Origin of the sequence: Streptomyces avidinii, assembly GCF_014650695.1 — a bacterium.
GTDB classification, from domain to species: Bacteria; Actinomycetota; Actinomycetes; order Streptomycetales; family Streptomycetaceae; genus Streptomyces; species Streptomyces avidinii.
In genome coordinates, this window is record NZ_BMVL01000001.1 from 215844 (window position 1) to 240414 (window position 24571).

At 72.5% G+C, this 24571-nt stretch carries 23 protein-coding genes and 1 riboswitch; of the genes, 5 read left to right on the top strand and 18 right to left on the bottom strand.

Features of this window, described 5'->3' with window-relative positions:
- Nucleotides 1–166: 166 nt before the first annotated feature.
- The 4 genes from IE257_RS01010 to IE257_RS01025 all read right to left on the bottom strand — a co-directional run bounded on the left by IE257_RS01010 (nt 167) and on the right by IE257_RS01025 (nt 4061).
- On the bottom strand, nt 167–1195 hold the full coding sequence (locus IE257_RS01010) for a 6-phosphofructokinase (protein ID WP_189964681.1): 1029 nt from the start codon (nt 1193–1195) through the stop codon (nt 167–169).
- Between the two features lie 165 nt (nt 1196–1360).
- Nucleotides 1361–2005, bottom strand: coding sequence for a response regulator (locus IE257_RS01015; RefSeq protein ID WP_189964683.1), 645 nt, complete (start codon nt 2003–2005; stop codon nt 1361–1363).
- A gap of 59 nt (nt 2006–2064) precedes the next feature.
- On the bottom strand, nt 2065–3282 hold the full coding sequence (gene macS, locus IE257_RS01020) for a MacS family sensor histidine kinase (RefSeq protein ID WP_189963572.1): 1218 nt from the start codon (nt 3280–3282) through the stop codon (nt 2065–2067).
- Between the two features lie 38 nt (nt 3283–3320).
- Entirely contained in the window at nt 3321–4061 is a 741-nt protein-coding gene (locus IE257_RS01025) for a lysophospholipid acyltransferase family protein (protein ID WP_189964685.1), read from the bottom strand.
- Between the two features lie 170 nt (nt 4062–4231).
- Here IE257_RS01025 and IE257_RS01030 point away from each other — a divergent pair, with 170 nt between their 5' ends.
- Complete coding sequence (locus tag IE257_RS01030; RefSeq protein ID WP_189963574.1) at nt 4232–5011, top strand: alpha/beta hydrolase; 780 nt, start codon at nt 4232–4234, stop codon at nt 5009–5011.
- Nucleotides 5004–5582: a hypothetical protein gene (locus tag IE257_RS01035; protein ID WP_189963576.1), complete on the top strand. Its 579-nt coding sequence runs from the start codon at nt 5004–5006 to the stop codon at nt 5580–5582. The genes IE257_RS01030 and IE257_RS01035 overlap by 8 nt, the downstream gene beginning before the upstream one ends.
- A 102-nt stretch (nt 5583–5684) precedes the next feature.
- On the opposite strand, the gene IE257_RS01040 is transcribed toward IE257_RS01035, so the two are convergent.
- The 6 genes from IE257_RS01040 to IE257_RS01065 form a co-directional block, all read right to left on the bottom strand.
- On the bottom strand, nt 5685–6434 hold the full coding sequence (locus IE257_RS01040) for an endonuclease/exonuclease/phosphatase family protein (protein WP_189963578.1): 750 nt from the start codon (nt 6432–6434) through the stop codon (nt 5685–5687).
- 79 nt (nt 6435–6513) lie between these two features.
- Nucleotides 6514–7455 (bottom strand): ROK family glucokinase, encoded by a 942-nt coding sequence (locus IE257_RS01045; RefSeq protein WP_189963580.1) that lies wholly within the window; start codon nt 7453–7455, stop codon nt 6514–6516.
- 61 nt (nt 7456–7516) lie between these two features.
- Nucleotides 7517–7981, bottom strand: a complete 465-nt coding sequence (locus IE257_RS01050) for a DUF5304 domain-containing protein (protein ID WP_189963582.1) — start codon at nt 7979–7981, stop codon at nt 7517–7519.
- Between the two features lie 78 nt (nt 7982–8059).
- A complete protein-coding gene (locus tag IE257_RS01055) occupies nt 8060–9217 on the bottom strand; it encodes an ArsA family ATPase (protein WP_189963584.1) in 1158 nt (385 codons plus the stop codon).
- A gap of 48 nt (nt 9218–9265) precedes the next feature.
- Nucleotides 9266–9706, bottom strand: coding sequence for an SRPBCC family protein (locus IE257_RS01060; protein ID WP_189963587.1), 441 nt, complete (start codon nt 9704–9706; stop codon nt 9266–9268).
- A gap of 166 nt (nt 9707–9872) precedes the next feature.
- On the bottom strand, nt 9873–10688 hold the full coding sequence (locus IE257_RS01065; protein WP_229920041.1) for a metallophosphoesterase family protein: 816 nt from the start codon (nt 10686–10688) through the stop codon (nt 9873–9875).
- A 243-nt stretch (nt 10689–10931) separates the two neighbouring features.
- Here IE257_RS01065 and IE257_RS01070 point away from each other — a divergent pair, with 243 nt between their 5' ends.
- Complete coding sequence (locus tag IE257_RS01070; protein ID WP_189963589.1) at nt 10932–12728, top strand: AMP-dependent synthetase/ligase; 1797 nt, start codon at nt 10932–10934, stop codon at nt 12726–12728.
- Nucleotides 12729–12737: 9 nt separating this feature from the next.
- Here IE257_RS01070 and IE257_RS01075 read toward each other — a convergent pair whose 3' ends face one another.
- From IE257_RS01075 to IE257_RS01105, 7 genes are all read right to left on the bottom strand, one after another.
- Entirely contained in the window at nt 12738–14354 is a 1617-nt protein-coding gene (locus IE257_RS01075) for a GMC oxidoreductase (RefSeq protein WP_189963591.1), read from the bottom strand.
- Between the two features lie 222 nt (nt 14355–14576).
- Complete coding sequence (locus tag IE257_RS01080; RefSeq protein ID WP_189963593.1) at nt 14577–15719, bottom strand: glycosyltransferase family 4 protein; 1143 nt, start codon at nt 15717–15719, stop codon at nt 14577–14579.
- Between the two features lie 23 nt (nt 15720–15742).
- Nucleotides 15743–16858 (bottom strand): hypothetical protein, encoded by a 1116-nt coding sequence (locus IE257_RS01085; protein WP_189963595.1) that lies wholly within the window; start codon nt 16856–16858, stop codon nt 15743–15745.
- A gap of 24 nt (nt 16859–16882) precedes the next feature.
- On the bottom strand, nt 16883–17941 hold the full coding sequence (locus IE257_RS01090; protein WP_189963597.1) for a C40 family peptidase: 1059 nt from the start codon (nt 17939–17941) through the stop codon (nt 16883–16885).
- 245 nt (nt 17942–18186) lie between these two features.
- Nucleotides 18187–19215, bottom strand: a complete 1029-nt coding sequence (locus tag IE257_RS01095; RefSeq protein WP_189963599.1) for a C40 family peptidase — start codon at nt 19213–19215, stop codon at nt 18187–18189.
- 252 nt (nt 19216–19467) lie between these two features.
- Complete coding sequence (locus tag IE257_RS01100) at nt 19468–20832, bottom strand: NYN domain-containing protein (RefSeq protein WP_189964688.1); 1365 nt, start codon at nt 20830–20832, stop codon at nt 19468–19470.
- Between the two features lie 40 nt (nt 20833–20872).
- Nucleotides 20873–21112, bottom strand: coding sequence for a hypothetical protein (locus IE257_RS01105; RefSeq protein ID WP_008738811.1), 240 nt, complete (start codon nt 21110–21112; stop codon nt 20873–20875).
- A 124-nt stretch (nt 21113–21236) separates the two neighbouring features.
- Here IE257_RS01105 and IE257_RS01110 point away from each other — a divergent pair, with 124 nt between their 5' ends.
- Together IE257_RS01110 and IE257_RS01115 are read left to right on the top strand one after the other, a co-directional pair.
- Nucleotides 21237–21971 (top strand): rhomboid family intramembrane serine protease, encoded by a 735-nt coding sequence (locus tag IE257_RS01110; RefSeq protein ID WP_189963601.1) that lies wholly within the window; start codon nt 21237–21239, stop codon nt 21969–21971.
- The gene (locus IE257_RS01115) at nt 21968–22249 is read left to right on the top strand and encodes an Lrp/AsnC family transcriptional regulator (protein ID WP_030013053.1); all 282 of its coding nucleotides are present in this window, start codon (nt 21968–21970) and stop codon (nt 22247–22249) included. Before IE257_RS01110 ends, IE257_RS01115 begins: the two co-directional genes overlap by 4 nt.
- A 587-nt stretch (nt 22250–22836) precedes the next feature.
- Here the strand turns inward: IE257_RS01115 and IE257_RS01120 are convergent.
- Nucleotides 22837–24225: an aminotransferase class V-fold PLP-dependent enzyme gene (locus tag IE257_RS01120; RefSeq protein WP_189963603.1), complete on the bottom strand. Its 1389-nt coding sequence runs from the start codon at nt 24223–24225 to the stop codon at nt 22837–22839.
- A 217-nt stretch (nt 24226–24442) separates the two neighbouring features.
- Nucleotides 24443–24559: riboswitch (SAM riboswitch) on the bottom strand.
- Between the last annotated feature and the right edge of the window lie 12 nt (nt 24560–24571).

Sequence of the window (24571 nt, forward strand, 5' to 3'; positions counted from 1 at the left end):
CGGGGCTGTCCCCTACCGGCCCTTCCGCCGTTCCCCGGGCCCTGCCCGGACCCGGTCCTCAATCGTCGGACGGGCCGAAAGAACCGACCAGGGTGTTCTCGGAGCGGCGGCCCGCCAGGACCATGGGCCGTTTGTCACCATACGGCCCGTGGCGTCGGGTCGCCGCTCAGCCGAAGAAGACCCCGGCCTCCCGGTAGAGCGCGGGATCCACCGTCTTCAGCTTCGACGTGGCCTCCGCGATCGGCACCCGGACGATGTCCGTCCCCTTGAGCGCGACCATCTTCCCGAAGTCCCCGTCGCGCACCGCCTCGATCGCGTGCAGCCCGAACCGGGTCGCCAGCCACCGGTCGAAGGCGCTCGGCGTGCCGCCCCGCTGGATGTGCCCGAGCACCGTCGTACGGGCCTCCTTGCCGGTCCGCTCCTCGATCTCCTTGGCCAGCCACTCGCCCACGCCGGACAGCCGGACGTGCCCGAAGGAGTCCTTCGTGCCGTCCTTCAGCACCATCTCGCCGTCCTTGGGCATCGCCCCCTCGGCGACCACCACGATCGGCGCGTAGCTGGCCCGGAACCGGGAGGTCACCCACGCGCAGACCTGGTCCACGTCGAAGCGCTGCTCCGGGATGAGGATGACGTTGGCGCCGCCCGCGAGGCCCGAGTGCAGGGCGATCCAGCCCGCGTGCCGGCCCATGACCTCGACGACCAGGACGCGCATGTGGGACTCGGCCGTGGTGTGCAACCGGTCGATGGCCTCGGTCGCGATGCCGACGGCGGTGTCGAAGCCGAAGGTGTAGTCGGTCGCGGACAGGTCGTTGTCGATGGTCTTCGGCACCCCGACGCAGGGGATGCCGTACTCCTCGTACAGCCGGGCCGCGACCCCGAGGGTGTCCTCGCCGCCGATCGCGATCAGCGCGTCCACCTCGTACTTCGCGAGGTTCTCCTTGATGTCCCGCACGCCGTTCTCCGTCTTGAACGGATTCGTGCGCGAGGAGCCGAGGATGGTGCCGCCGCGGGGCAGGATGCCACGGACTGCGGGGATGTCGAGCGGGACGGTGCGTCCGTCGACCGCACCCCGCCAGCCGTCCTTGAACCCGACGAACCCGCAGCCGTACTCCTGCTCGCCCTTGCGGACGACGGCCCTGATCACCGCGTTGAGCCCGGGGCAGTCGCCGCCACCGGTCAGCACTCCGACCTTCATGGAATCTCCAATCGCCATGACGGTCACGCTAGTGGTGACCCAGGTCACAGCAAGGGGAGCGGCGAGGGCAATTCCGGTGGAATCATGAGGCGTTGCGTACGCCCGTTCACTCGTACGAGGACGAAAGTACGATCGACGGGCGGTGCGGGCGTTCCCGGGCCCGCCCTACGCGTCGTCGAGGCCGCGCTCTATGGCGTACCGGACGAGCTCCACCCGGTTGTGCAACTGGAGCTTGCCCAGGGTGTTCTGGACGTGGTTCTGGACGGTGCGGTGGGAGATGACCAGCCGCTCGGCGATCTGCTTGTACGACAGCCCCTTGGCCACCAGCCTCAGTACCTCGGTCTCCCGGTCGGTCAGTTGGGGCGCCTTCGGCTCGTCGGAGGTGGCCGGCAGCGGGTCGGTGGCCAGGCGCCGGTACTCGCCGAGCACCAGCCCGGCCAGGCCCGGGGTGAAGACCGGGTCGCCGGCCGCGGTGCGGCGGACGGCATCGATCAGTTCCTGGGCGCCGGCGGACTTCAGCAGGTAGCCGGTCGCGCCGGACTTCACCGCCTCCAGGACGTCCGCGTGCTCACCGCTGGCCGACAGGACCAGGACCCTCAGGGCCGGATTGGCGCCGACCAGCTCCTTGCAGACCTGGACGCCCGGCATCCCGGGCAGGTTGAGGTCGAGGACCAGCACGTCGGGCGTGACGGCGCGGGCCCGGCGTACCGCCTCGGCTCCGTCGCCGGCGGTGGCGACGACGTCGAAGCCGGCCGCGGCCAGGTCGCGGGCGACCGCGTCCCGCCACATCGGGTGGTCGTCGACGACCATCACCCGGATCTCGTGCAGCTCGTTCGGCCTGTTCGGGTCGTTCACGTCGGTGCGCTCGCTCATCTCTTGTCCGTCCTCCCCCTGGGTACCTTCAGTTCCACTTCGGTGCCCTGCCCGGGGACGGACACCAGATCGGCGCTGCCGCCGAGATCGCGCAGCCTGCCGCGGATGGACAGGGCCACCCCCATCCGGCCCTCGCCCTCCGCCTGGTCGAGCCGGCCCGCCGGGATGCCGGGGCCGTCGTCGCGAACGGTCACGATCACCTCGTCGCCCCAGTCCTCGACCAGGATCCAGGCCCGCGCCCCCTCCCCGGCGTGCTTGCGCACGTTGTCCAGGGCGGCGCCGACGGCCGCGGCCAGTTCCTTGGCGGCGGGCACCGGCAGCGGCACCGGGGTGCCCGGCTCGGCGAAGCTCACCCGGGACCCGGCGTGCGGGGCGAGCAGCGAGCGCAGGTCCAACTCGCCGTCGTCGGCGCCCGGCTCCTCCTCCTCGTACGTGTCCACCAGCGCGCCGCGCGACTCGTCGCGGCAGACCCGGGAGGGCTGCACCAGCCCGCTGGAGACGAGCGTGCGCAGCGCCACCTCCTGCTCCCCCGCCATCCTGCCGAGCTCCTCGGCCTCGCCGCCCAGCTCGCTGCCGCGCCGCTGGACCATGGCGAGGACCTGGAGGACCCCGTCGTGGATGTCGCGGGCGAGCCGCTCGCGCTCGCGGGTGGCGGCCTCGATCTCCAGTGCCCGGGCGAGGGTGTTCTCGCTGGCCCGGGCGACCTCGACGACGTAGCCGATGGCCACCGAGGAGACCCAGACGAGCAGGACGTTGTGCAGGGCGTCCCGGGTGGGCTGGCCGCCGTGGATGAGGATGGTCGCCGCGGCCACGAACGTGGAGGCGAAGCAGGCCCAGCGCCAGCCGCCCTTGATGGCGAAGCCGAGGACCGCGCCGCCGGTCCAGATCGTGGGGAGGGTGGGACCGCCCCCGGCGATCCGCTCGTGGGTGTCGGCGATCGGGGTCAGCGCGATCCCGAGGATCGCGACGGTGAGGTCGGCGACGAGGAAGGCCTTGGTGCAGCTGGCGGCGTTGGCGACCCTGCCGAAGGTCGCGAGGGTCCACAGGGCGAGGAAGGAGAGGTAGCCGGCCGCGACCCCGGGGTGCGGGAACTCCTTGTACGAGGCGGCGAACAGCAGCACCGCGTAGATCATGGTCAGCAGCCGGTACGCCGTCAGGGCGCGCCAGAGCGGCTGCTCGACCGACATGCGTACGACGCGTTCCCGCTTCGCCATCTCCCCCACCCCTCGCGGGCGGTACCGCCCGCGCCCGGCTACTCCGGCGTGCCGCCGGCCTTCTCGCCCTTTTCCGGCTTCTCCGACTTCTCGGCCTTGGCGGCCTTCTCGGCATCGGCGATCTGGCGCTTGGCCGCCGTCGCGTAGATGTCGACGTACTCCTGGCCGGAGAGCTTCATGATCTCGTACATGACCTCGTCGGTCACCGAGCGGAGGATGAAGCGGTCGTTGTCCATGCCGTGGTAGCGGCTGAAGTCCAGCGGCTTGCCGATCCGGATCCCCGGACGCATCAGCTTGGGGACCACCTTGCCGGGCGGCTGGATCTTCTCCGTGTCGATCATCGCCACGGGGATCACGGGCGCCCCGGTGGCCAGGGCCACGCGGGCCAGACCGCCGGGCTTGCCGCGGTAGAGGCGTCCGTCGGGTGAACGCGTGCCCTCGGGGTAGATACCGAACAACTCCCCGCGTTCGATGACGTCGATGCCGCTCTGGATCGCGGCCTCGCCGGCCCCGCGGGCGCCGGAGCGGTCCACCGGGAGCTGGCCGACGCCCTTGAAGAAGGCGGCCGTCAGCTTGCCCTTGACCCCCGGGGAGGTGAAGTACTCGGCCTTCGCGATGAAGGTGACCTTCCGGTCCAGCACCGCCGGCAGGAAGAAGGAGTCGGAGAAGGACAGGTGGTTGCTCGCGAGGATCGCCGGCCCCTCCGCGGGAATGTTCTCGAGGCCCTCCACCCACGGCCTGAAAGCGAGTTTCAGTGAACCGCCGATGGAGAACTTCATTGCGCCGTAGATCAACTCGAAAGCCTTCCTGTGTCTGTCGAACAGACCATATCCCGTGCCCACACCGGCAGGGGCCCGACGACCCTGGCCGGTGCCACCCCGGTCGCGTACGGTGAAGTCACACAGAGCAACGCACCCACCCGACGTACATCATGATCAAGGAGACCCTGGTGCCCGTCCTCCCTGGAGCCGAGCCGTTCCGCCACGAGGGCGGAGAGGTCGGCGTCCTCCTCTGCCACGGCTTCACCGGTTCCCCGCAGTCGCTGCGCCCCTGGGCCGAGTATCTCGCCGGGCGGGGGCTCACGGTGTCGCTGCCGCTGCTGCCCGGACACGGGACGCGCTGGCAGGACATGCAGCTCACGGGCTGGCAGGACTGGTACGCCGAGGTCGACCGCGCCCTGCGGGAACTGCTGGACCGGTGCGAGCAGGTGTTCGTCTTCGGGCTGTCGATGGGCGGGGCCCTGACCCTGCGGCTGGCCGCCAAGCACGGGGACTCCATCAGCGGCATCGTGCTCGTCAACCCGGCCAACAAGGTGCACGACCCGCTGGCCGTGACCCTTCCGGTGACCAAGCACTTCATCCGCTCCACTCCGGGCATCGCGAGCGACATCGCGAAGCCGGGCTCGGAGGAGGTCGGCTACGACCGGGTCCCGACCCGGGCCGCGCACTCGCTGAAGAAGTTCCTGCAACTGGTCGACACCGAGCTGCCGCAGGTCACGCAGCCGATGCTGCTGCTGCACAGCCCGCAGGACCATGTCGTACCGCCCGTCGACTCCGCTCGGGTACTGGCCCGGGTCTCCTCCACGGATGTCACCGAGACCCTGCTGGAACAGAGCTACCACGTCGCGACGTTGGACCATGACGCGGAGCGGATCTTCGCGGACAGCTATGCGTTCATCGGCCGACTGGCGGAGAGCGTGGGCAGGGAGGGGGCGCAGGCCGGTGGCTGAGCACGAGGAGCAGTCCGGCGGGGTGCCGCCGCTGGACGAGGAAGCGGCGTGGGCGGCGATCGTCGCCGGGTACGGGCAGGAGCCGCCGGACCCGCCGGGGGCCCGGCCGTTCAAGCCGATCGAGAACCTCCTCCTGCCGGAGGAGGACGTCAAACCGCTGCCCGAGCCGGAGCCCGGGCCCGAGCCGGCCGAGGAAGCGATCGCGGAACCGGAGCCGCCGGTGGCGCTGGGCAGCTCCGTGGTCTTCGCCCCGGGCGTGGGCATGACGGGCCCCCGGGACCACTCACTGGAGGAGCCCAAGGACGACGACCTGTCCCCGGCGGAGGAGGGCCACTTCGTTCCTCCGGAGCCGGAGCTCCCGCCCGCGGACACGACGTCGAAGTTCGCGTGGCTGGCGGTGGTCGGCGGCCCGGTGCTGCTCCTGCTGGCGGTGCTCCTGCAGTGGGAGATGACCTGGTGGCTGACGACGCTGGGCATCGGCGGCTTCCTGGGCGGCTTCGCGACGCTGGTGGCGCGCATGGCGCACGACGACGAGGACGACGACGACCCGGGCCGCGGCGCGGTCGTCTGACCACCGGCGGGGCTGAGACAGCCCCGCCGGTGTTCGAGGCGCGGGGGTCCGGGGGCAGCACCCCCGGCAACGGCCCGCAGCCGGGGGTACGGGATCGCCGGGCTACGGCGCAGCCGCCAGGCGCAGGGCCGCCAGCACCGGCAAGTGGTCCGTCGCCGACCGCAGGTCCTCGGCGAAGACCCCCGGCAGCCCCGTAGGGACCCCGCAGGCCAGCACCTCCACCCCCTTCGAGGCGAACACGGCGTCGATCCGCCGCTCCGGCGCCGCCGCCGGGAAGGTCGGTCCGCCGCCCCACGGGGCCACGGCCCGGCAGTCCTGGAGCTCGGCGGCCAGCCTCCCGTACGCCGGCCCGTCCGGGCCTTCGTTCAGGTCGCCCGCGGCGATCGCGTACGGCACGTCCAGCCCGGCCAGCCGGTCCAGCAGCAGCTCCGCGTGGGCCCGCCGCTCCGCGGCCTGCAGCGACAGGTGTACGGAGGCCAGGCCCACCCGGACGTCCCCGACCCGGACCACCGCCGTCGCGAAGCCCCGGCGGTGCAGTCCGGGCGTGCGCGGCAGCAGCACGTCCTGCGTGCGCTCCACGAAGACCCGCAGCGAGCACAGCAGCAGCGGGCCGGCCGCCGTCGCGCCCCCGCCCAGCACCACCAGGTCGCACTTGGCCGCCAGGCGGGCCGCGTGTTTGCGCCACCGGAAGAACCGCGGCGCCTCCTGTACGAGGACGAGGTCGGGCTCGCAGGCCCGGATCACCCGGACCAGCGCCTCCTCGTCGTCGCGCAGCGATCGGATGTTGTAGCTGAGCACCCGGATCACGGCAGAACCGTCGGGCTCCGTACGGGACTTCGGCAGCTGGTCCATGCCCGCAAGATACGCAGCCGCCCGCCGCTCCCCCAAGGGGCGCGGCGGGCGGCGGGCATGGAATGCAGGGCGGAGGTGCTCAGCCCTGGCGGGCCAGGTCGGCCGCGCCGACGAGCCCGGCCTTGCCGCCGAGCTGTGCGGCGAGGACCTGGGCGTGCGGCCGCCAGGCGCCGCCCACCAGCCAGCGCTTGAAGGACTTGCGGATCGGGTCGAGGACGAGGTCGCCCTCGTCGGAGACCCCGCCGCCGACGATGAACGCGGACGGGTCGAAGAGCGAGGCCAGGTCGGCCAGGCCCGCGCCGGCCCAGCGGGCCAGCTCGCGGAAGGCGTCGATGGCCACCAGGTCGCCCTGCCGGGCGGCCTCGCTGATGTGCTTGCCCTCGATGCCCTCGGGAGTGCCGTCGCCGAGCGAGAGCAGGATCGTCGCGTTCTCGGGGGTGGCGTTGGCGCGCTGCTTCGCGTACCGGACGAGCGCGCGCCCGGAGGCGTACTGCTCCCAGCAGCCCTGGCTGCCGCAGCCGCACAGCAGCCCGTCCGGGACGACCCGGATGTGGCCGAACTCGGCGGCGACGCCGAACCGTCCGCGGCGCAGCTTGTTGCCGATGATGATGCCGCCGCCGAGGCCGGTGCCGAGCGTGATGCAGATGACGTCGTCGTGGCCCTGGCCCGCACCGAAGCGGTACTCGCCCCAGGCCGCGCAGTTCGCGTCGTTCTCGACGACGACGGGCAGGCCGATGCGCTGCTCGACCTTGTCCTTGAGCGGCTCGTGCCGCCAGTTGATGTTGGGCGCGAAGAGCACCGTCGCGCGCTTGTCGTCCACGTATCCGGCGGCGCCGATGCCGACGGCCTCGATGGTGTGGTTGCTGCTGACCTCGGAAACGGCGGCGCAGATGGCCTCCGTCACTCCGTCCGCGGTCGGCGGGGTGGGCACCTTGTACGTCTCAAGGATCGTGCCCTCTTCGTCGACCACGCCGGCCGCGATCTTCGTGCCGCCGATGTCGACGCCGATGGTGAGTCCCATTAGTCCCTCGGTTTCCGGTCAAACCCCGCCACGGCCAACGGTACCCGAGGCTTCCGGAGCTTCAGTCGAGATCGATCCGCTCGGAGGGGCCGTCGTCGGGGCCGTCCTCGCGGGGATCGTGGTCGTGGGAGCCCTGCCGGGGGGCCGGGGGCTCGTCCCGGGTCCAGCGGCGCTCGTGGCCCTCGACGGCCGAGCGGTAGGCGGCGAGCAGTTCGGAGCCGGCGGCCGCGAGGTGGTCGAAGACTTCCGGGTTGCGCTCGATGACGGGCTTGGCGGCGGTCTTGGCCTGGTCGACGATCTGGCGCACCGCACCCTGTGCGGCCACGCCGAACAGCGGGTTGTTCATCCCGGAGACCTTGTCGGCGACGGCTTCGAAGAGCTTGAACAGCTCCTCGGCGGCGGAGCCGGTGCCACCGGCTCCGGCCTGGCCCTGTCCGCGCAGGCGCTCCTTCTCGGCGGCGAGGTCCTCGGCGCAGGCCCTGGCCCAGGCGTCGTCGTCGGTGGGGCGGTCGGTGGCCTCGCTCATGGCGGACTCTCTCCTGCGGCGGCTGCTGGACGTGCGGTACGGGCTACCTTCGACGGTACCCGAACGGGGGTACGCGGTTCATTGCGTACGCGGCCACAGTCCCGGGTCCGGGGTGAAACGGATGCGGAGCTCCCCCTCGGCGAGGGCGGCGCCGGAGACGGTGCAGCGGCGCAGCGCCCCGGGGAGCGGAACGATCCTGCGGTGGGGGCCGGCCGTGAGCAGCAGCTCGTCGCCGCGGCGGACGAGGTCGAGGTCCCGCTTGTGCGCGCCGGGCAGCGGTACCACCCAGACGAGCACCCCGTCCTCCGCGAGCCGGTCCTCGACGGCCCAGGCCCGGCGGGGTGCGGGCGCCGCGGGCACGAGCCCGTCGGCGTCGGCGAGCCGCTCCAGGTCCTGCGGGCCTCGCGGGTCGCGGCCGAGGTGGGCGAGGGCCACCACCGGGAGCTCCTCGGCCCACTCGGCGGCGTACTTCTGCTGCTCGGCGGCGAGCCCGGCCAGCCAGGGGTCGGCGGATTCCGCCGGCACGGTGCGGTTGGCGACGAGGGCGGAGACGGGCAGCTGCTGGAGGGCGAGCCCGAGCCGGCCGAGGCGCAGCGCGTCGGCGGCGGCCGGGCCCGGTTCGGCGACCAGCCGCAGCTCGGTGGTGTCGGCCTCGACGACGGCCTGGACGGCGGCCAGCTCCTCGTCCCAGCGGGCGGCGGTCTCGTAGAGCCACTGCGCGGGCATGGGTACGCCGGCCAGCTGGGCCAGTACGGGCCGCAGGGCGCGGGCGGCCTGCCTCTCGGCCGGAAGCAGCCGGGCGAGGTAGCGGCGCAGCTGGGCGGGGAGGGCGAGGGCGGCCACGGTCTGGTGGAGCGGCGGCATGTCGACGACGACGAGGTCGATGCCGGGCGCCGCGGCGGCCCGCCGCAGGGCGCGGAGCAGGGCGAACTGTTCGGCGCCGGGCAGTTCGGTGATCTCCTCGGCGCCCAGGGGCCGGGCCCCGACCATGCCGAGCAGGGCGGATCCGCGCTGCTGGAGGGCGACGAGTTCCTCGCGGAACTCCTCGCCGGAGTCCACCCGGGCCACCCGCAGCCCGGCTGCGGCCGGGTCGCCGACCAGGGCGGCGAGCGGGTCGCCGATGTCGCCGGAGAGCAGCAGCACCCGCCTCCCCCGGCGGGCCGCGGCGAGGGCGGTGGCCGCCGCCACGGTGGTCCGCCCGGCCCCGCCGGGGCCGGTGATCAGCAAGGTGTGCATGGTGCGGGTGCTCCGGTGTGCGGAAAGCGGGGAAGCGGGGAAGCGGGATCAGACGGTCTCGACGCGCTTCTTCAGGCCCGCGAGCGCCCGGTCGATGATGACCTTCTCGGCCTTGCGCTTGATCATGCCGAGCATGGGGATCTTGACGTCCACGGTCAGCTGGTAGGTGACCTCGGTGCGCTTGCCGCCGTCGACGGGGGTCAGTCGGTACGAGCCGTCCAGCTGGCGCAGCATCTGGGACTTGTCCAGGGTCCAGCTGACCTCGTCCGTGCCCTTCCAGGTGTAGGCCAGGGTGTGGTCGTCCTTGATCGCGCCCGCGTCGAGCAGCAGGCGCACCTTCTCGGCCCGCCCCTCGGCGTCAGTGGCCAGTACCTCGGCCTCCTTCACCTCGCCGGTCCACTCGGGGTAGCGGGCGAAGTCGGCGATCACGGCCATCACGTCGGTGGGCGCAGCCTCGATCGTGATGCTTGAGCTGGTGTGTTCCGCCATCGCGGTCGCTCCTCCGGGCTGGGGGTGGTACCTCCCAGCGGCAGCTGGGGGAGTTCGAGGATGTGTGCGGCCTGGGGCCGCCGCGTGAAGGCTACCGCGCGTGTGGACGTCGCCACTCCAGTGCCTCCCGCACCTTGCCGGAGCCCGCCGCGATGCGGCTTGATCCCTACCATTCGAGGACCCAGGGCCGGCCGGTCGCGGCGAAGTGGCCCACGTTCACGCACTCGGTGTTCCCGATGCGCATGCGGCGGGCGAGCGGCTGGTGGACGTGTCCGAAGAGGGCGTAGCGGGGGCGGGTGCGGCGGATGGCGGCGAACAGGGCCTCGCTGCCGCGTTCGAAGCGCCGGGCGACGGTGTCGTAGCAGAGCTCGGGCACCTCGGGCGGGATGTGCGAGCAGAGCACGTCGACCTCGCCGAGGGCCTCCACCTTGGCGGCGTACTCCTCCACGTCCACCTCGTACGGGGTCCGCATCGGGGAGGGCAGTCCGCCGCCGACGAAGCCGAAGACGCGGCCCCCGATCTCGACGCGCTGCCCGTCGAGCACGGTGAGGCCGTTGCGGGCGGCGTACTCGGGCCACAGGCCCGGGATGTCGACGTTGCCGTAGGTGGCGTACGTGGGGGTGGGGAAGGCGGCGAACATCTGCGCGTACTGGCGGCGTACGGCGGCCTCGATCAGGGACTCCCGGTCCAGGCCGGTCCACAGCTGCCGGCCGAAGGCGTGGGCCTCCTCGAAGCGGCGGGCGGTGCGCAGCTCGACGATCCGGTCGGCGTTCTCGACGCCGAACAGGTCGGGGAAGATCCCGCGCGAGTGGTCGGCGTAGTCGAGGAAGAGCACGAGGTCGCCGAGGCAGATGAGGGCGTCCGCGCCGTCGCCGGCTCGGGCGAGGGCTTCGGTGTTGCCGTGCACGTCGCTGACGACGTGGACCCGGGTGCGGCCTGATCCGCTCGTACCGAACTGCGCTCCCCGCATGCTGCCACCCATGCCGCCCACCCTAGGGCCGCCTGGTGACGGCGGGTAGAGGGGGTGAGAGAGGTGGCCGGACCTGCGGTTACTTCCGAGTCGCAAGGGGGGTCGACTACTGTCGGCGCGTAAGGGTGAGACGGGGTACGTACAGAATGTGACGCACGGAACATCTGGCCGGTTCCCCCTATCGGGAACCCACTACCGGTGGGTAACGTCCGGTCGGTCCACATGGTGGCGATGGCGCCCAGAGGAGCAGCAGTCTTGCGCGAGTTCAGCCTTCCGGCCCTGTACGAGGTCCCGTCGGACGGGAACCTGACGGATCTCATCCGCCGCAACGCCGCTCAGCATCCAGACACCGCCGTCATGAGCCGCAAGGTCGACGGCCGGTGGCAGGACGTGACCGCGACGGAGTTCCTCGCCGAGGTCCGTGCCGCGGCCAAGGGCCTCATCGCGGCCGGCATCCGGCCCGGCGACCGGGTCGCCCTCATCTCCCGCACCCGCTACGAGTGGGTGCTGTTCGACTTCGCGATCTGGAGCGCGGGCGGCGTCACCGTCCCCGTGTACGAGACCAGCTCCCCCGAGCAGGTCCAGTGGATCCTCGGCGACTCCGGCGCCGTCGCCGTCATCGTGGAGAGCCCGGCGCACAGCGCGTCCGTGGCCTCGCTGCGCGACCGGCTTCCGGAGCTGCGCGAGGTCTGGGAGATCGAGCAGGGCGCACTGGAGGCGCTGAAGGCCGCCGGCGCGGAGATCTCCGACGCCGAGGTCGAGGAGCGCAGCAGCCACGCGAACGCGGACGACCCGGCCACGATCGTCTACACCTCGGGCACCACCGGCCGCCCCAAGGGCTGCGTGCTGACCCACCGCAACTTCTTCGCCGAGTGCGGCAACGTGGTGGAGCGCCTGAGCCCGCTCTTCCGCACCGGCGAGTGCTCCGTGCTGCTCTTCCTGCCGGCGGCGCACGTCTTCGGGCGCCTGGTGGAGGTGGCGGCCGTACTGGCGCCGATCCGGCTGGGCTGCGTACCGGACATCAAGAACCTGACGGACGAGCTCCAGTCCTTCCGTCCCACCCTGATCCTCGGCGTCCCGCGCGTCTTCGAGAAGGTCTACAACTCGGCGCGCGCCAAGGCCCAGGCCGACGGCAAGGGCAAGATCTTCGACGCCGCCGCGGAGACGGCGATCGCCTACAGCCGCGCGCTGGACGCCCCGAGCGGCCCGTCGCTGGGGCTGCGCCTGAAGCACAGGCTGTTCTCCAAGCTGGTCTACAGCAAGCTGCACACGGTCCTCGGCGGGCGCGGCGAGTACGCGATCTCCGGCGGCGCCCCGCTGGGCGAGCGGCTCGGCCACTTCTTCCGCGGCATCGGCTTCACGGTGCTGGAGGGCTACGGCCTCACCGAGTCCTGTGCGGCCACGGCCTTCAACCCGTGGGACAAGACGAAGATCGGTACGGTCGGCCAGCCGCTGCCCGGCTCCGTGGTGCGCATCGCGGACGACGGCGAGGTGCTGCTGCACGGCGAGCACATCTTCAAGGAGTACTGGAAGAACGAGACCGCGACCGCCGAGGCGCTGACCGACGGCTGGTTCCACACCGGCGACGTCGGCACCCTCGACGAGGACGGCTACCTCGCGATCACCGGCCGCAAGAAGGAACTCATCGTCACGGCGGGCGGCAAGAACGTCGCGCCGGCCGTGATCGAGGACCGGATCCGCGCGCACGCGCTGGTCGCCGAGTGCATGGTGGTGGGCGACGCGCGGCCCTTCGTGGCGGCGCTGGTCACCATCGACGAGGAGTTCCTCGGCCGGTGGGCCGCGGAGAACGGCAAGCCGACCGGTGTGACGGCGGCGGAGCTGCGTGAGGACGCAGACCTGATCGCCGCCGTCCAGAAGGCCGTGGATGACGGCAACGCGGCGGTTTCCAAGGCGGAATCGGTGCGGAAATTCCGCATTCTTCCCTCCCAGTTCACGGAGGAGTCGGGTCACATCACGCCGTCGCTGAAGCTGAAGCGCAATGTGGTGGCGAAGGACTTCGCGGACGAGATCGAGGCGCTGTACCGCGGCTAGTCCGGTCGGCTAGCGGGGATCCTCGGCGAGGATCCGGGCCATGTTCCGCTCCGCGAGGGCGGTGATGGTCACGAACGGGTTCACGCCGAGCGATCCGGGGACCAGGGAGCCGTCGACCACGTACAGCCCCTGGTAGCCCTTGGCCCGCCCGTACACGTCGGTGGCGTCCCCGAGGACGCAGCCGCCGAGCGGGTGGTAGGTGAAGTTGTCCGCGAAGGGCCGGTTCTCGCCGAAGAGGTCGTAGCGGTAGATCGTGAAGTTCCGCCGGTTGATGCGGTCGAAGAGGTTCTTCGCGGCGTTGACCGAGGGCGTGTTCTGGTCCCGCCGCCAGTTGAGCCGGGCCGAGTCGGTGGCGGCGTCGTAGGTGAAGCGGCCGCGTTCCGGGTTCTTGGTGATGGCCAGGTACATCGAGATCCAGTGCTCGATGCCCATGGGGAGCGGGGCGATCTCGGCGAAGACCGGGTTCGCGGTGTTGTCCCAGTCGTCGATGCCCATCGCGGGCATGGTGGCCTGGTTGCAGCCGACCGTGTCCCACAGGTGGTTGGCTCGGGCGGTCATGACGTTGCCGTTGGGGCCCCAGCCGAGGCCGACCCGGTCGCTGAGCGCGGGCAGCGTCCCGGTCTCGCGGGCCCGCAGCAGGATCTCGGTGGTTCCGAGGCTCCCGGCCCCGAGGAAGAGCTGCCTGCAGCCGAGTTCGCGGACCTGGGTGACCCGTCCGGTGACATCGCTGGTGCGGACGGTCAGGACGTATCCCCCGGCCGGGTCGGGGCGTACGCCGACCACGCGCTGCATGGTCTCGATGGTGACGTTGCCGGTGCCGATGGCCGCGGCGAGGTAGGTCTTGTCCACGCTCTTCTTGCCGTGGTTGTTGCCGTAGATGACCTCGCCGGCCAGTGCCGAGCGGGCGGCGGTGCCGGCCGCCTCGCGTTTCATGTACGCGAAGTCGTAGACGTTGGGGACGAAGACGGTCTTCAGGCCGGTGTTCTGGGCGTGCTTGCGGGAGATCCGGGCGAAGCGGTACCACTCGGTGGACTCGAACCAGGCCGGGTCGATCTCGTTGACCCCGAGCATGGCGCGGGCCCGGGGGTAGTACGTGCCGTACATTTCGTCCGCGTCGACCTGGGGCAGCACCTCGGAGAAGTACGAACGGCGGGGCGTGGGGGCCATGCCGCCGTTGACGAGCGATCCGCCGCCGACCCCCCGCCCCACGTACACGGACATGTCGCCGTAGTTCACTCGGTCGAGGACGCCGGGGTACGGGCTGATGTCGCGGTTGACCACGTCGAGCCAGAGGAACTGGGCGAGCGGGGCCTCGGTGCGGTTGCGGAACCACATGGAGCGCTGGTCGGGCGCGGAGGTGGAGGGGAAGACCTTGCCGTCGGCCCCGGGGGTGTCCCAGAGCCGGCCCATCTCCAGGACGACGGTACGTACGCCCGCCTGCCCGAGCCGCAGCGCGGCGACGGCGGACCCGTAGCCGGAGCCGACGACGATGGCGGGGGCGTACTGGGCGGCGGCGGGCTCCACGGCCGCGGCGGAGGCCGCCCCGATCCGGGTGAAGCCGAGCGCGGCGGCGGTCGAGAGGGCGCCGAGTCCCATGAGTTGACGGCGCGTCAGGTTGGATGTCATGGCCGAATCATGGGCGGAATCCAGCCTTCCGCCCAGACGCGGTATTGACAGACATCTGAGGAACAGTCAGACGTGGCTGCGCAGCGGATTGCCGGCGGCTCCGCTGTCGGGGCTCCGCCCCGAACCCCGCTCCTCAAACGCCGGAGGGGCTGGGTCTTGCCGGCGCTCCGATCCAGCCTCGCCGGCGTTTGAGGCGCGGGGGTCCGGGGGCGGAGCCCCCGGCTACAGCAGCTCGCGCAGGCGTTCCGCCAGGAGGTCCCAGCGCCACTTCTCCTCGACCCACTCACGGCCCCGCTCGCCCATCCGGCGGCGCAGTTCCGGATCCTTCAGCAGGGTGACGATCCGGTCGGCCGCCTCCTCCGGGGAACCGCCCCGGACGACCCAGCCCGTCTCGCCGTCCAGCACCGCGTCCGGCGCCCCGCCCGAGTCGCCCGCGATCACCGGCAGACCCGTGGCCGAGGCCTCCAGGTAGACAATGCCGAGTCCCTCCACGTCAAGGCCGCCCCGCCGGGTCCGGCACGGCATCGCGAAGACGTCTCCCGCGCCGTAGTGCGCCGCGAGCTCCGACCACGGGACGGCGCCGGTGAAGACCACCGAGTCCGCCACCCCGACCCGGACGGCCAGCGCCCGCAGGTCCGCCTCGTAGGGCCCGCCGCCCACGATCAGCAGCACCGCGTCCGGCACCGCCGCCAGGATCCGCGGCATCGCGTCGATCAGCGTGTCCTGCCCCTTGCGCGGCACCAGCCGCGAGACGCAGACGACCACCGGCCGGTCCGTCAGCCCGAGCCGGGCCCGGACCTCCGGCCCGCCCGATCCGGGGTGGAAGGTCTTCTCGTCCACCCCCGGCGGGAGTTGGACCATCCTGGCCGCCGCCCGGTCCGTCACCGCCGAGGCGATCCGCGAGCGCGTGTACTCCCCCAGGTAGGTCAGCGTGTCGGTGCCCTCGCCGATCCTCCGCAGCAACTGCCGCGCGGCCGGCAGCTGGGCCCAGCCCGCCTCGTGCCCGTGGGTGGTCGCCACGATCCGCCGCGCGCCCGCCCGCCGCAGCGCCGGGCCCATCAGCCCGAGCGGAGCCGCGGCCCCGAACCACACCGACTCGCAGCCGTGTTCGCGCAGCAGACCGACGGCCCGCCGCGTCACGCGCGGGGTCGGCAGCAGCATCGTCGTACGGTCGCGGACCACCTGGAACGGCTGCTCCGCGTCGAAGGCCGCGGTGGCCTCCCGGCCCTCCGCGCCGTGCTTCCACGTGGAGGCGTAGACGACGAACCGGTCGGGATCCAGCCGGAGCGCCATGTTGTGCAGGAAGGCCTGGATACCACCCGGTCGCGGCGGGAAGTCGTTGGTCACGATCAGCGTCTTGTGCATCGCTGACAACGTACCGGACGCCCTCAGCGGAACTGCTCCCGCAGGGCCTCCTGCCAGTCCTTCGTCAGCCCCTCCGGATCGACGCCGAGGGCTTCCCGCACCGCCACCGGCCACGGCTCGCGCCCCGCCCTCCCGTACAGGTCGACGAGCGCCGCCTCGCCCCAGCGCCCCGCGACCGTCCGGCAGGCCAGCCAGGCGCCCTCGTAGGCCCGGGCCAGCGCCTCCGGGTCGCCGCCGAAGGCGAAGTCCTCCGGCCGGGGCAGCTCACTGGGCACCTCGCCCCTCCGCACCGCCCTGGCCAGCGCCGGAGCGGCCTGCTCCGGAGTGGCGGAGCCACCGCGGTACGCCGCCCAGTCCGCGAAGCCCTCGGAGAGCCACTGCGGGGTGGTGGCGGTGGTCGCCGCCCGGGTGGCCACATGGGTGACCTCGTGCGTCAGGATGACCCGGCGGCCCGCCGGGCTGAGCTCCGCCCACCCCTCGGGGTTGACGACGACCCGGTCGGCGGGGGCCGGAGCCGCGCCCACCCGGCCGGTCGTGACGGCCCCCATGCCCCGGTACTCGGCGACCGGGCGGCCCAGCAGCTCCGCCATCCGCTCCAGGGAGCCGGGGACCAGTACCACCGCCCGCCCCGCCCAGGGACGCGGCCAGGCACCGCTCACCGCGGGCACCGCCCGGTCGGCCTCCGCCGCGATCGCGGACAGCGTTCCGGCGTCCTGCCCGACGCCCAGCACCAGGGAGTGCGCCCCGCGGGCCACCTCCACCGTGCCCTGGTCCCACAGCTGCGGCAGCGCGCCCGGCGCCGCCCGGTCCCCGGTGACCCGCCACCGGCCGCCCTCCCGGGCGACGCGCACCTCGCGCGCCGAGCCGGCCGGGGCCGCGTCGTAGCCGCCGAGCCGGTAGCGCAGCTCCGCCCGGGCCGTGGCCTCGCCACCGCTGCGCCGGACCGCGGAGACCTCGTACGCCCAGCCCTCCAGCGGGATCCGGGCGAGCTGTGCGGGCGGCGTACGCGCCCAGTCGGCGACGGCCTCCCGGACGTCCCGCTCGGCGGTGTCCGGCGGGGCGGGCGCCCCGCACCCGGCGAGCAGCACGCTCAGCAGGAGCGGCAGCACGCATACGAGGGACCGGCGGACGGGGGACATCCGACGATCGTACGCACGGGTGGGTCAGGGGCGGGTCACCGAGGAGACGGGCATCATGCCGACGGGGTCGTAGCGCACCCGGGCCCCCGGGTAGGGGGCGTGCACCACCTGGCCGTTGCCGACGTACATGCCGACGTGGCTGGCGTCCGAGCGGTACGTCACCAGGTCGCCGGGGCGGGCCTGCGACAACGGCACCTGCCGGCCCGCGTACCGCTGGGCCTGCGAGGTGCGCGGCAGCGAGACGCCGGCCTGCCGGTAGGACCAGACCATCAGCCCGGAGCAGTCGAAACCGGAAGGGCCGGTGGATCCCCACACGTACGGCTTGCCGACCGCGGCCCGGGCCGCCATCACCGCGGTCGCGGCGCGGCCCGAGGACGGGCCGAAGGAGGGCAGCTCGGGCAGCCCCTCGGAGCGGCCTCCGGAGCGCGAGGAGCGCTCGTAGTCGGCCCGCTCCTCGGAGGGCATCGCGTTGAGCAGCCGCCGGGCGGCCGCGAGTTTCGCGGTGACGGAGCGCTTGTGCCGGGCCACGTCGGAGCGCAGGGCGTCGAGTTCGGCGAGCTTGCGGGAGGCCTCCTGGCGCTCCTGGCCGAGTTCGCGCTGCTCCTCGCGGAGTTCGGCGAGCTGCCGGGCCTGGCGTCCGGTCAGCCGGTCGAGGGCGGCGGCCTGCTCCAGGTACGCGTCGGGGTCGTCGGCGAGCATCAGCCCGACGGCGGGGTCGATGCCGCCGCTGCGGTACTGGGCCCCGGCGAAGGTGCCGAGGACGCCCCGCATGGCATTGATGCGCTCCTGGCCGCGGGCCACCGCGTCCTGGGCCCGGTTGACCTCGACGCGGAGCCGGTCGGCCTTCTCGCCGGCGTCGTTGAAGCGCTCGGTGGCCTGCTCGGCCTCCTCGAAGAGCCGGTCGACCTGGGCGCTGATGCCGGTTCTCGCCCCGCCGCCGGGTTCGTGCGGGAGGCCGGGGGCCGCGCTCGCGGGTACCCCCGTCATGGCGACCGCGGCCGTGGCCGCGGCGGCGGCGGTGAGGACGGTGATCTTCGTGTTCCGGTCGAGGCTGCCGAGCCCGGCCCGGCGATGGGACGCCACGTGAGACCGCTCCCTTCCGCTGTGCGGGGCCCGGGTCCGCCCTCCGTGGACGGCCGTGTGCCGGGTTCCGCGCTGGCAGACAGTAGCGGCGCGACCACACGCCGACCAACGACCGCCGGAGGGCGCACATGCCGACGCCCCGCAGGAGACGCAGGTCACCGGCGGGGCGTGCGGTCAGAGGGAGGGCCTGGAATTCGCCCGGATGGGCGGCGTACGGCGCGTCCCGGACCCGGGGGCGGAGCGGATCAGCCGACCCGGACGCCGAACTGGAACGGCATGTTGTCCATGGACTCGTACTTGATGCCGCTGCGCGGGTTCGAGGCGTGCAGCGTCATGTTGTTGCCGGCGTAGAGGCCCACGTGGTGCAGGTCCCCGTAGAAGAAGACCAGGTCACCGGGCTGGAGCTGGCTGCGGCTGATGCGCGTGCCGTCGTTCACCTGGGTGAAGGTGGTGCGGCTGATGTTGACGCCGGCCTGCTTGTACGCCCACTGGGTCAGGCCCGAGCAGTCGTAGACGTTGGGGCCCGTGCCGCCGGACTGGTAGGTGAAGCCCAGCTTCGTCTTGGCGGCCGCGAGTGCGGCTCCGGCGCGGCCGGAGGCCTTCACGTCACCGAGGTCGACGCGCTGGCTGTCGGCGCGACTGGCGCGGGACTCCTCGTCCTTGAGCGCGGAGCGCTCCTGCGCGGTCAGCGTGTTGAGGAGGGCCTGGGCCTCGGCGAGCTTGTCGGCCGAGGCCTTCTTCTTCTCGGCGAGTTCCTTGCGGGTGGCGTCGAGGTCGGCGAGCTTGCCCGCGGCCTCCTGACGCTGCTGCGCGAGGGTGCGCTGCTTGGCCTGGATCCGCTGGACCGACTCGACCTGCTTGCCGCTCAAGTGCTCGAGCGAGGAGGCCTTGTCGAGGTAGCTGTCGGGGTCCTCGGAGAGGAGGAGGCCGAGGGAGGGGTCGATGCCGCCGTTGCGGTACTGGGCGCTCGCCATCGAACCGAGCGTGCTGCGCAGGTCGTTGAGGTCGCCCTGGCCGCGCGCGACCTGATCCTGGAGCTGGGCTATCTCCTTCTCGAGCTTGTCCTGGCGCTCCTTGGCGCCGTTGAACTTCTCGGTGGCCTGCTCCGCCTCTTCGTAGAGCGCGTCGACCTGGGACTTGACCTCGTCCTTGCTCGGCTTCGCCGGCGCGGCGGAGGCGCTCTGCGCGGTGAGGGCGACGGCAGCGGCCGCGACCGAGGTGAGCACGGTCACACGAGCGCGGGTCGGCTGCTTGGGTCGACGGTGGGACGCCACGAAGGCGAGCTCCTTCTTCCTCGAGCCGCCGAAGAACGCAACTCGGCAGCACCTTCGCCGCCACCCCGAATGAGTGATCTACCGCACGAAGGTTTGAGGAGACCCTAGTGACCCAGCTGTGATCAGTTCAAATCCTGCCGGGAAAAAATTCGGCCCCCGACCAGGTTCTTTACCTACAGCGCACGCTCTGTGCAGGGCACTTGACGGTGCGTCCCCCGCGAGTCCTGCCAATTCGGGCATCGGGGCGAGGAGTTACGAAACGCGCGAAAGCCGCTTCAGCAACAAAGCGGACGTCACCGGCCGCGCACCCGCCTTGGCCACCCCGTCGGCGACCTCCCGGTCCGTGGAGACCACGACCACCGGCCGGCCGGACGGCTCCGCGCGCACCAGCTGGCGGATCAGCTCGTCCGCCGTCACCCCGGCCTTCGAGAACAGCACCCGCACCCCGCGCGGCGGCGCGAGCAGCACCGGGGCCGCCAGCTCCGCCCCGTCGAAGACACAGGTCATCTCCGCGCCCGTCTGCGCCGCCAGCATCGACAGCCCGCCGAGCAGCCGCAGCCGCTGCTTCTCCAGCGGCATCGTCGGATAACCCGTCTTGGTCACGTTGTAGCCGTCGACCACCAGATGGGCCTGCGGCAGCGCCAACAGCTGGTCCAGCAACGCCGGATCGGTCTCCGAGAGGGCACGCGCCGCGATGTCCTTCGGCGTCATCCGGCCCGGCTCCACCGCGTCCACCGTGTCGGCCGGCCGCGTCGAGACCGGCGGCAGGGCCAGCTCCCGGCGCAGCCCCTGGGCGGCGTCCAGCACCGTGTCCAGCAACAGCCGCAGCCGCATGTCCTCGATGCTGCGCCCCTCACGGGTGGCCCGGCGCGAGGTCTCCAGCGCCGTCTCCACCTCCGCGAGACGGGACTTGAGCCGCCGGCTCTCGCTCTCGGCCGCCGCCACCCGGGCGGCAGCGTCACCGCGGATCCCGTCGATCTCCGCATTCACCTTGCGCAGGGCCGCATCACCCCGCTTGACGTCGCTCAGGGCGCTGCGCAGCTTGCGCTGAAGCGATTCCGCTTCCTTGCGGGACGCGTCCAGCTCGACCCGTACCTGCTCCCCGCCCGCGCGCTGCAGCTCCCGTACGTGGGCCAGCTCCTCGCGCAGCCGCTCCAGCTCGCGCCGGGTCTCCTCGCCCACCCGCTCGGCGTCGGCGCGCTGCGCCTCCTCGCCCGCGGCGGCCACCAGCTTGACCCAGCCGGCCGGCCGCAGGACGAAGGCGGCGGCGGCCACGTCCAGCGGATCCGCTGCGGCCGGCGGTGCGCCGGCCTCCAGGGCCGCGGCCAGATCGGCCTGCGCCTCGCGCAGCTTCTCGGCGACCCGACTGCGGAACACGGGGTCGGTCTCGACCGCCGCGGCCATGGCGTTGCCCGCGAACTTGGCGCGCCGGGTCGGGGTGAAGCGGGCATACTGACGCAGCTGCGCCGGGAGGTCCGCGACCGTCAGCGCGCCGAAGGCGTCCGAGACGAGCGCGACGACCCGGCGCCGCACGCCTTCCGGCAGCGGGTGGTCGAGCGCCTCGGCGGCGTCGCCGGCCGCATCGGCCGGCTCAGCGCCGCTTGCTGGCTCCACAATCCGTCACCCCTACCGTGATCTTCCTGTGGGTGCGCCTCCGTCAGGAGTCCGCGCCCGGCCTGTCCACGAGCTCGATCTGGTCCACCGCGTTGCACCAGCGACAGCGGACCGACTCGATGGTCTCATTGACCACCTCGCGCTCCTCGACCTTGGGCTCCCCGGCGAGGTCCAGGTGGACGTACTCCACGACCTTCGACGAACGGGTGACGTCGAAGCGCGTGAGGTTGCCGCACAGGGTGCAGCGCCACCGGGTGGTGTCGGTCGGCAGGGGAACCGTCATCAGGCCGCTCTCTCCTTCGTAGCTGATTCAATTAAAGCCGTCCGCGCCGCCGTATGCGTCGTCCTGCGGACCGCAGCTCGTAACCCTACGGCCTGCCACCGCTTCAGGTGGGTCCCCTTGCGTCATGCTCTGTCACATGATCGTAAGGTGGCGGGCCGTTCGCGAGGCTGCCCGGGGACCGGTGGTCACCCAGGCGCTGATCGCGGGCTGCGCCGTGGTGTTCGTACTCGGCCCGGCCTCGGGACTCAACCCGGTCTACGGGACCGGCGAGGAACTGCTGGCGAACGGGGCGGCCTACTTCCGGCGCTGGGGCGTGGTCCCGGACGAGCTGTTCACGGGCACCCCGCGGGCTTGGCTGACCCCGCTGACGGCGCTCTTCGTCCACGGCAGCTGGCTGCACCTGCTCGGGAACATGCTCTTCCTCCACGTCTTCGGCGCGATGGCGGAGGAGCGGATGGGCCGCCCGGCGTTCCTCGCCTTCTACCTCTGTACGGGCTACCTGGCGATGGCGACGTACGCGGCGGCCAACGCGGGCTCCGCGCAGACGCTGGTCGGGGCGTCCGGCGCGATCTCCGCCGTCCTGGGCGCCTTCCTCTTCCTGCTCCCGCGGGCGAGGGTGACGAGCCTGTTCCCGTTCCTCTTCTTCCTGCCGCTGCGGTTCCCGGCGTGGATCGTGCTGCTGTTCTGGTTCGCCCTCCAATGGGTGGCGGCGCAGCGGGCCGGAAGCGGGCCGGGAGTCGCCTATCTGGCCCATCTGGTGGGCTTCTCGCTCGGCTTCCTCTACGCATGGGCCCGCTATCGGGGTACGACTAGAGTGAGGCGACCAGCGACGGCCACCGAGGGAGACAGCCAGCCGTGATCACCGCGATCGTGCTCATCAAGACCAGCGTGGACCGGATCCCCGAGATCGCCGAGTCCATCGCCGCCCTCGAAAACGTCAGTGAGGTCTACTCCGTCACGGGGACGTACGACCTGATCGCGCTGGTCCGCGTGGCCCGTCACGAGAACCTGGCGGACATCATCCCCGGTCGCATCAGCAAGATCCCGGGCGTCGAGGCGACGGACACCCACGTGGCGTTCCGCACGTACTCGCAGCACGACCTGGAAGCGGCGTTCGCGATCGGCCTGGACGCGTAGCGCTGGCTTGGGCGGTGTGGCTCGCGCTGCCTCGCGCCGTGTCCCGGGCGCTGCCCGGACCCGCGCCTCAATCGCCGGCGAGGCTGAATGTGCGGGCCCGTGCCTCAGTGGACGGTGTGCGGCGGGGTCGGCTCGGGTCGGTGCGTGGGGCCGTGCCGGGGTGTCTCCTCGGCTCGGCGCGCGCGGGTGCCTCCCGGCATGACGGGGTGGTCGCGCCTCGTCCTGCGGGGACACCCCGGCACGTCCCCACTCCCCTCCGCCGACGCACCGCCGAAGCCGGCCGTGGGGCGGGGACACGCAGGAGGGTCCCCGCAGGACGAGGCGCGACCACCCCGTACGGCCATGACGCCGCCGCGCGCGCCGAGCCGAGGAGACCCTCGTGCGGGGCCCCGACCCACACCCGTACACCGCCAAGCACCCCGCAGGGGCACCGCAGGGGACGGGCCGAGAAGACCCTCGTGCGGGCACCGACCCACCCCCCGAGCCGCCCGCAGGGCAACCCGCGCCGGGGCGGCAAATTCAGCCTCGCCGGCGATTGAGGCGCACCCTGAGGGGGCACGGCCGTACGCCGCAGAGCCGACCGCAGGTCAGACGGCCGGGACGCAGCGGCCTTCCTCCGTGCGGTACTGCCACTTCGCACCGTCCGCGACGAGTTCCTTCACCGCGCGGACGAACCGCTCCACGTGCTCGTCGGGGGTGCCGGCGCCGAAGCTGACGCGGATGGCGTTGAGGGAGCGCTCGCCCGGGGCGGCCTCCGGGGCACCGCACTCGCCCTGCGCCTGCGGCTCGCTGCCCAGCAGGGTGCGGACCAGCGGGTGGGCGCAGAACAGGCCGTCGCGCACGCCGATCCCGTACTCCGCGGACAGGGCCGCCGCGAAGTGCGAGCTGTTCCAGCCGTCCACCACGAAGGAGATGACGCCCACCCGCGGGGCGTCGTCCCCGAAGAGGGAGAGGATCCGGACCGCCGGGACCTCCGCCAGGCCTTTGCGGACCTTCGCGATGAGGTGGCGTTCGCGGGCGACGAGGTTCTCGAAGCCCGCCTCGGTCAGGGCCTTGCAGGCCGAGGCGATGGAGTAGACGCCGATGACGTTCGGGGAGCCGGCCTCGTGGCGGGCGGCGGTGGTGTGCCACTCGACGTCCACGCCGCCGTCCTCGCGCCGGGCCACCTTGCGGGAGGCCCCGCCGCCGGCCAGGTACGGCTGCGCCTGCTGCAGCCAGTCCGCGCGCCCGGCGAGTACGCCCGATCCGAAGGGCGCGTAGAGCTTGTGCCCGGAGAAGGCGACCCAGTCGACGTCCAGTTCCTGTACGGAGACGGGGTGGTGCGGGGCCAGTTGGGCGGCGTCCAGCACGATGCGCGCGCCGTGGGCGTGCGCGGCGGCGGCGAGTTCCTTCACCGGCCACAGCTCACCGGTGACGTTGGAGGCGCCGGTGACGCAGACCAGGGCCGGACCGTAGGGGTCGCGGTCGGCGAGCGCGCGCTCCAGGGTGGCGACGGCCTCGGCGGGGGTGCGCGGCGCGTTGAGGTAGGTGACCTGCGCGTCCACCCACGGCAACAGCGAGGCGTGGTGCTCGGTCTCGAAGACGAACACCTGGCAGTCGGCGGGGAGTACGGCGGCCAGCAGGTTCAGCGAGTCGGTGGTGGACCGGGTGAAGACCACCTGGTCGGTGGGGCGGCAGTCGAGGAACTCGGCGACCGTGACCCGGCTCTGCTCGAAGAGGTCGGTGGAGAGCTGCGAGAGGTACCCGGCGCCGCGGTGCACGCTGCCGTAGTACGGGGCGTACGCGGCCACGTCGTCCCAGACGCGCTGCAGGGCGGGGGCGCTGGCCGCGTAGTCGAGGGCCGCGTAGCTGACCTCGCCGCCGGTGACGAGGGGGACGGTGACGTCCCGGCCGAGGACGGCGAGCGGCTCGGCACAGGCGGGGTCCACGGCGGTGGTGGTGGCGGTGGCAACGGCGGCGTTCAGGGATGCGGACATGGCGGTATCTCCCGGCAGGCAGGGCTGAATGGCTTCGGTGTGCCCGTACGCGGGTACGGCGCTGCGGCCGTCGGGGGTACGGAAAAGTCCTCGGAGCGATGCGGGGATGCACGGAAGTGACCCTGGTCCGAGGGTGAAGTGGGGGCGGAGTCGCCCTATCGCATTCGCTTGCTCACGGAAAACGCTCCTCGAGAGACCAGGACCCCTGGTGTCGAGGGATCCGCGCTTGCCGTAGGCCTTGCTGCCTACGACCTGGTCATCACCCGGGGCACCCCGCCACGGAAGGAGGGTTGCCGGACAGCAAGCCGGGGCCTAAACGCTGTCACTCGTGACCTGTCCAGCATCC

Excerpts from the sequence above, each read along its gene's own strand:
- IE257_RS01010 (WP_189964681.1), bottom strand. The coding sequence starts at position 1,195 with ATGAAGGTCGGAGTGCTGACCGGTGGCGGCGACTGCCCCGGGCTCAAC.
- IE257_RS01015 (WP_189964683.1), bottom strand. The coding sequence starts at position 2,005 with ATGGTCGTCGACGACCACCCGATGTGGCGGGACGCGGTCGCCCGCGAC.
- macS (WP_189963572.1), bottom strand. The coding sequence starts at position 3,282 with ATGGCGAAGCGGGAACGCGTCGTACGCATGTCGGTCGAGCAGCCGCTC.
- IE257_RS01025 (WP_189964685.1), bottom strand. The coding sequence starts at position 4,061 with ATGAAGTTCTCCATCGGCGGTTCACTGAAACTCGCTTTCAGGCCGTGG.
- IE257_RS01040 (WP_189963578.1), bottom strand. The coding sequence starts at position 6,434 with ATGGACCAGCTGCCGAAGTCCCGTACGGAGCCCGACGGTTCTGCCGTG.
- IE257_RS01045 (WP_189963580.1), bottom strand. The coding sequence starts at position 7,455 with ATGGGACTCACCATCGGCGTCGACATCGGCGGCACGAAGATCGCGGCC.
- IE257_RS01050 (WP_189963582.1), bottom strand. The coding sequence starts at position 7,981 with ATGAGCGAGGCCACCGACCGCCCCACCGACGACGACGCCTGGGCCAGG.
- IE257_RS01055 (WP_189963584.1), bottom strand. The coding sequence starts at position 9,217 with ATGCACACCTTGCTGATCACCGGCCCCGGCGGGGCCGGGCGGACCACC.
- IE257_RS01060 (WP_189963587.1), bottom strand. The coding sequence starts at position 9,706 with ATGGCGGAACACACCAGCTCAAGCATCACGATCGAGGCTGCGCCCACC.
- IE257_RS01065 (WP_229920041.1), bottom strand. The coding sequence starts at position 10,688 with ATGGGTGGCAGCATGCGGGGAGCGCAGTTCGGTACGAGCGGATCAGGC.
- IE257_RS01075 (WP_189963591.1), bottom strand. The coding sequence starts at position 14,354 with ATGACATCCAACCTGACGCGCCGTCAACTCATGGGACTCGGCGCCCTC.
- IE257_RS01080 (WP_189963593.1), bottom strand. The coding sequence starts at position 15,719 with ATGCACAAGACGCTGATCGTGACCAACGACTTCCCGCCGCGACCGGGT.
- IE257_RS01085 (WP_189963595.1), bottom strand. The coding sequence starts at position 16,858 with ATGTCCCCCGTCCGCCGGTCCCTCGTATGCGTGCTGCCGCTCCTGCTG.
- IE257_RS01105 (WP_008738811.1), bottom strand. The coding sequence starts at position 21,112 with ATGACGGTTCCCCTGCCGACCGACACCACCCGGTGGCGCTGCACCCTG.
- IE257_RS01110 (WP_189963601.1), top strand. The coding sequence starts at position 21,237 with ATGCTCTGTCACATGATCGTAAGGTGGCGGGCCGTTCGCGAGGCTGCC.
- IE257_RS01120 (WP_189963603.1), bottom strand. The coding sequence starts at position 24,225 with ATGTCCGCATCCCTGAACGCCGCCGTTGCCACCGCCACCACCACCGCC.